This window comes from Bellilinea sp., from assembly GCF_034432615.1.
Lineage (GTDB): Bacteria > Chloroflexota > Anaerolineae > Anaerolineales > Anaerolineaceae > Bellilinea.
Genome location: NZ_DAOUBL010000355.1, coordinates 1 through 5,500 on the forward strand (window position 1 = coordinate 1; position 5,500 = coordinate 5,500).

4 protein-coding genes are annotated in these 5,500 nt (G+C 55.3%); 3 read left to right on the plus strand and 1 reads right to left on the minus strand.

What is annotated here, in order from left to right; all coding sequences use genetic code 11:
• Positions 1-586 (minus strand): alcohol dehydrogenase catalytic domain-containing protein (locus VAE48_RS15970; protein WP_322794334.1); only part of this gene is annotated, 586 nt, incomplete at its 3' end.
• A 362-nt stretch (positions 587-948) separates the two neighbouring features.
• Between VAE48_RS15970 and VAE48_RS15975 the strand changes: the two genes are divergently transcribed.
• The 3 genes from VAE48_RS15975 to VAE48_RS15985 form a co-directional block, all read left to right on the plus strand.
• Positions 949-2,712 (plus strand): hypothetical protein, encoded by a 1,764-nt coding sequence (locus VAE48_RS15975; RefSeq protein ID WP_322794335.1) that lies wholly within the window; start codon positions 949-951, stop codon positions 2,710-2,712.
• Positions 2,713-2,820: 108 nt separating this feature from the next.
• On the plus strand, positions 2,821-4,272 hold the full coding sequence (locus tag VAE48_RS15980; RefSeq protein WP_322794336.1) for a DNRLRE domain-containing protein: 1,452 nt from the start codon (positions 2,821-2,823) through the stop codon (positions 4,270-4,272).
• A gap of 65 nt (positions 4,273-4,337) precedes the next feature.
• A partial coding sequence (locus tag VAE48_RS15985) for a histidine kinase N-terminal 7TM domain-containing protein (protein ID WP_322794337.1) occupies positions 4,338-5,500 on the plus strand: 1,163 nt, incomplete at its 3' end.

Below are 5,500 nucleotides of genomic sequence, written 5' to 3' on the forward strand. Positions count from 1 at the left end.
CAAACACCTCACACCCCCAGTAGCGGGCAATTTGTATGGCTAAATGGGCGCTGGCGCCAAAGCCGTAAAGCCCCAGCCGTTCACCGGGCTGCAGGCCGCTTTTACGCAGGGCGCGGTAGCCGATGATGCCCGCGCAGAGCAAAGGGGCTGCCTGCCGTTCGGAAAGTTCGGCCGGCAGGGGGTAAACAAAACCGGCTTCCGCTACCATCCACTCCGCATAACCGCCGTTAAAATGAAAACCGGTAAAGCGTGCCTGTGGGCAGAGGTTCTCCTCGCCGCGCATACAAAAGGCGCACTTGCCGCAGGTCTTGCCCAGCCAGGCCGCCCCAACCCGCTGGCCGATTTCCAATCCCTGTACATCTTCACCGAGCATTTCCACAATGCCCACCACCTGATGCCCGGGGATGATGGGGTAATGCGGCGGGGTCAGTTCACCTTCGCAGATGTGCAGGTCGGTGCGGCACACGCCGCAGACCTGCACCCGCAGCAGCACCTGTCCGCTGGCGGGCTGGGGCACGTTTAAATCTACCGGTTGGAGCGGCAGTTCCTCTACCGGGGCCGGTTTGAACAGTTGCATGGCTTGCATCGGGCTTACCTCCGTTGGTCATGGATTATCCACACGGTTTATCCAAAATCTTATCACGATTCTTTTATGGATGGGTTTGGAGCAGCCAACGACTGAAATTAAGAGCAGAGAGTGATCTTGATTCACTCGGGCTGCTGAAATTAGGGGATTGTCATTTATTTCGTTTTTGCTAAAATCATTGTAAGATCTTCTCTTCGTTCGGGGGTCAAGCGATGGAGTTAATCGTCAATTTGAGAGAGAGGTTAAAAAATCTTTCCCCTTTCATATGGGAATGGTTACTGATCATTGCCTGGGCGGTTTGGATTGGGAGAAATTTCCTTGATCCAAATCCACGCGTGTGGCCGTGGGGATCGGAATTCCCTATGGTGGTTTCGCCGAATTACATCTGGACGCTTCTGAGCCGTTGCGGAGATTGTGTTTTTTGGAACGGTATGATCAACGGTGGGTATCCGGCGTTTGCTGAACTGCACGGGGCGCTTTTGCACCCAATTACGATTCTCACCACCCTGCTTCAAGGGCCGATCAACGGCGTCAAGACCAATCTGATTCTCCATTTAGCACTGGCCGGTTTTGCACAATGGTGGCTTGCTCGAAGTCTGAACTTAAGCCTGGTGCCGCGCTTATGGAGCGCAATGATGGCAGTTGCGGGTGGGCATCTGGCGGGGCGGATGGAAATGGGGTTGTTCCCGCTGGTCATGTCAACAGCGAGCGCTTCCCTGGTTCTTGCGGCCGGTTTGGATCTGGTCGTGAAAAAGAACAACCGTGCAGTAGTGGGGTTGGGATTGTGTTTGGCATTGCTTTTACTTTCCGGCCAGGGTTACCTGCAAATCGGCACGCTGGTCACCCTGCTGCCCGCCTTTCTGATCTTTTTACTGGATGGCCGTTTTCGTTTCAATGCCCTGACCGGTAAATTTATTCTTGCTGGATTGCTGGCTGTTTTGCTTAGCGCAACCTTTTTGCTGCCGTTTCTCCGTTTTTATCCGCAGTTTGTCAAGGATATTGATCCCTATTTTTCCTCGACTCAACCATTGGAGTATTTGCCGCTTAATTTGGTGATTAGAGATGAAAGTTTCTTCCGCATTCAAACCCTTGGAAAGCAACCTTTTCCATACATTTATACCAACTATGTAGGCTGGGTCGCAGTCGCGCTTGCCTTGGGACGGCTGTTTCACCCACCGTCCAGTGATAAACGACGGCTGTACTTCTACTTTTTGACCGCACTTGTCCTTGTTTTTCTGGCCGCCAGCGCGATCAGTCTCAAGACGGTTTTTTCTTTTGCCCCCGAATTTTTGAATGGAATCCGTAACCCTTCTTTAATCGCTGGTTTGTCCGTTCCACTGGTTCTGGTTCTGGCAGCCTGGGCGCTGGATGATTTGTTTTCCCAACCCATGCCACGGCTGAGCCTGAGCTGGCCGCCCGACTATACCTTGAGTGTGAATCTCTTCTGGGTTGTGATTGCAATTCCGCTGGTCTGGTCGTTGAAATCCACCCATGATTTTAGCCGGTTTTGGCTGGTAACCACCCCGGCTGGGAAAGACTTACCCACTGTTCTGCAAAGCATACGAACGCCTTCCACACAATGGACACGGATGCCGCTGGGAGAGCATTTCTGGCAGCCGGATGCCGCTGAAATGGGATTGAAATTATCGGGCGTTTTCCGCCCATGGCACTGGAAGAACCGAATGTCTCCCGATCCTTATCTCGAAGGAGCGCGTGCTGAAGAGGTAAAGAATTTTCCAGAATATACTTACACGGTTGACGGTATTCACCTTCTGGCGTTTCCTGAGAACGAATACGCATTCGTAAAAACCGGAAATCGTCAATCGGCCTGTCAGGCAGAGGCAAACGGTGGTCATATCCGTGTGACCTGCGAAAACAACCCGGCCGGTCAGCTGATGGTGATGGAAAATTATTTTTCCGGATGGGTGGCGCGTTGTAACGGCGAACGGCTTTCTCTCGATCAGCGCTCGCCATGGTTGAGCGTATGGCTGCCTGCCGGCAGAAATGAATGTCAGTTCCATTACCGGCCGTGGGATGTTTATACTGGGATAGCACTTAACCTGTTCGGTGTTGTTCTGGCGGTTTACCTGTGGCGCAAAGCAGAGCGGCCATTGCCGCCGGATTGACAAAATTGTTAATTGAATTTGTAAAAACTTATGGCATAATCACAATAACTACAACCTTTGCAGGGGGCGCATGCGCCCCCTGACTTGTTTTATGGTTAACGGATATCCATGAAAAAACTTCTTACGATTTTCTGGTTGGGTCTGCTGATCTTCAGCCTCTCCCCTCGTGCGGCCTTCAGTCAGCAGCCGGATGGTGAAACCCTTTACCTGCCGGTCATCTTCCGCAATTATGATCCCTATTCGGCTTTCTACATGGTCAATGCGCCATTCACCACCCGCTTTGTCGAGAGCGCGGTGGTCTGGATGGGACGGGTCGGCGAGGCAGACAACTCCACCGATGTACGCGTGCGCTACACCGATACGGAGCTGGTGGTGGATTTTGCTGCCTTCGACCGGCGCATCTGGTACAACACCAACCCGTCGAGCGGCGCGCTGGAAGATTGGGACGCCGCCACCCTGCTGCTCAATACATCGGTTGGTGCGCCTGACCGGCCCGGCAGTCAATCGTACCGGTTTGTGGCGCAATTCAAGGGGCTGGGGAACGGCGAGCCGTTTCCCGCCGCCTATAAAGCCGCCTACCGCGGAACGGGCAGCGGCTGGCAGAGCCAGAGTGTCAACTTCACTGTGGAAACCGGCTGGCGCGGTGATAATAACGGAGATGACCGCGGCTGGCGGATTACTTTTCGCATTCCGTACGCCAGTCTCGGCCTGAGCAAGCCGGCCGAAGGCAGCCGCTGGCGGCTGGCGCTCATCTCACACGACCGCGACAGCCAGGCCGGCCCGCCCGGTACGTCCTTCCTCTGGCCGCCGGCAGCCCAGCGCGATGAACCGTCAACCTGGGCGGTGCTGCGCTTTGGGATGCCGGTTTACGCACCGCCTCAGGTGCGCAACCTGACCAGCCTGTTGATCCGCGAAGGTGAAAATGGGGCGGTCGTGCCGGATGCCGCAGTCGGCGGTACGATCAGCAACCAGTGCCCGGGTGATTCCTACCACATCTGGAACGTGTGGGGCAACCGCAATTATGCCAACGAAAACAGCGCGCTGATTCAAAATCAGGCCGATGTTGCCGATTGGCCGTGCTTTTCGAGGTACTACCTTGCCTTCCAGCTCGACCGGCTGCCGCCCGGCAAGGTGATTCGCTCGGCGCGGCTGGTGCTGCATCACTGGGGCGGTTCGGGGAAGATTTGCAGCAATCCGGATCAAAATCCCGACCCGGAATGTGCGCGCAGCTCATTCATCCACGTGCTGAGCGTGCCGCCCGGCTGGCAGGAGAATACCATTACCTGGAACAACGCCCCGCTGCCTCTCGAAAACGTGGCCGTGCTGCAGGTGGCGCCGTATAATATCTCTCAACCCGGGCAAAGCTGGCCGGGAATGCGCCGCGAGTGGGATGTTTCCTACGCCCTGTCCAAAGCCTACGATCAGGGTGCGGGTTGGATCAGTTTTGCAGTGTACAGCTCGGATAGCGCCTATCACAGCGGCAAGTACTTCAGCGCCTCTGAAACCGAGGAGTGGAACAAGGTCGGGCGTCCGACGCTGATCATCGAGTACGGGGATTGAGGCTAAATTCTCCATAAAATTTTGGAATCGATGGGTTAACCCGCTATAATAACCATAGAACGGCCTTGGACAATCTACAGTTTCCTCCGGCGTTTTTTATCCTTTTAACGGCTGGTTTGCTGACAGGCTGGCTGGCGTGGTTTGTTGCCCGCCGGCAGTTTTCGGCTTTGGGCGCGCGTTCGCTCTTCTTTTTACTGTTGGGCTGCACCTACTGGTCGTTGGTGTATGCCGTTCAAAATGTGCTCACCCAATCGCCCTGGAAGGAGTGGGTGGATGTGGCTGTCAATCCCGGCATTATGCTGGTGCCGGCTGCCTGGCTGGTGTTCAGCCTGGAATACAGCGGACGCAGGCGGTACATCACCCGCCGGTTGCTCGGCCTGCTGGCGATTGAGCCGCTCACCGCGCTTGCCCTGATTTTCACCAATCGGTTTCACTACCTGTATTATGCCTCCCCCACCCGTTCATGGGTAGAAGCGGGGGGATATCTCTATCTTGATTTTGACCCCGGCTCTTTCTTCTGGCTGCATACCCTCTATTCTTATGCCCTGATTGCGATTGGATCGGTGTTGCTGCTGCTTTCGGCCTGGTCGTTGCGCGGCCTGTACCGCAAACAGGCGTTTATTCTGCTGGCTGCCGTGCTGATTCCGTGGTTCTCGAATGTGATTTTTGTTGCTTCACCCCTCTTTGGGTTGACTTTGCATCTCGATCTCACACCAATTTTCTTTTCGCTCAGCGGGTTGCTGCTGGTTTTTGGGGTTTTTCGCTTTCGTTTGCTGGATTTAACCCCCCTGGCGCGCGACCTGCTCTTCGAAGTGCTGGAAGATGCGCTGATTGTGGTGGACGACGAAAACCGGGTGGTGGACCTTAACCCGGCCGCCTGCCGCCTGTTCGGTAAACCGGCTGCTGAGGTGATGGGCAAACCGGCAGGAGTATTGTTGGAAAAGGTATTGCCTATTGCAAGGAGATACCTCAACACAATAGAAACGCACGAGGTGGTTACCCTGCCTTTGGGCAGTGAAACGCGCTACTTCGACCTGCGTATTTCGCCGCTTAAGGCCCAGCAGCGAGGATATGCCGGGCGGATGGTGCTGCTGCGCGATATGACCACCATTTACCGCGCCCAGCAAGCCCTGCAGGACAGCGAAGCCCGTTACCGCCAGTTGATCGAATCATCCCCGGAGGTGATCTTCGTGCTGGACGGGCAGGGCCGGATGTTGCTTGCCAACCC

Bases quoted from the DNA above. Each gene is read 5' to 3' on its own strand.
- VAE48_RS15975 (WP_322794335.1), top strand. From the start codon at position 949: ATGGTGGTTTCGCCGAATTACATCTGGACGCTTCTGAGCCGTTGCGGA.
- VAE48_RS15980 (WP_322794336.1), top strand. From the start codon at position 2,821: ATGAAAAAACTTCTTACGATTTTCTGGTTGGGTCTGCTGATCTTCAGC.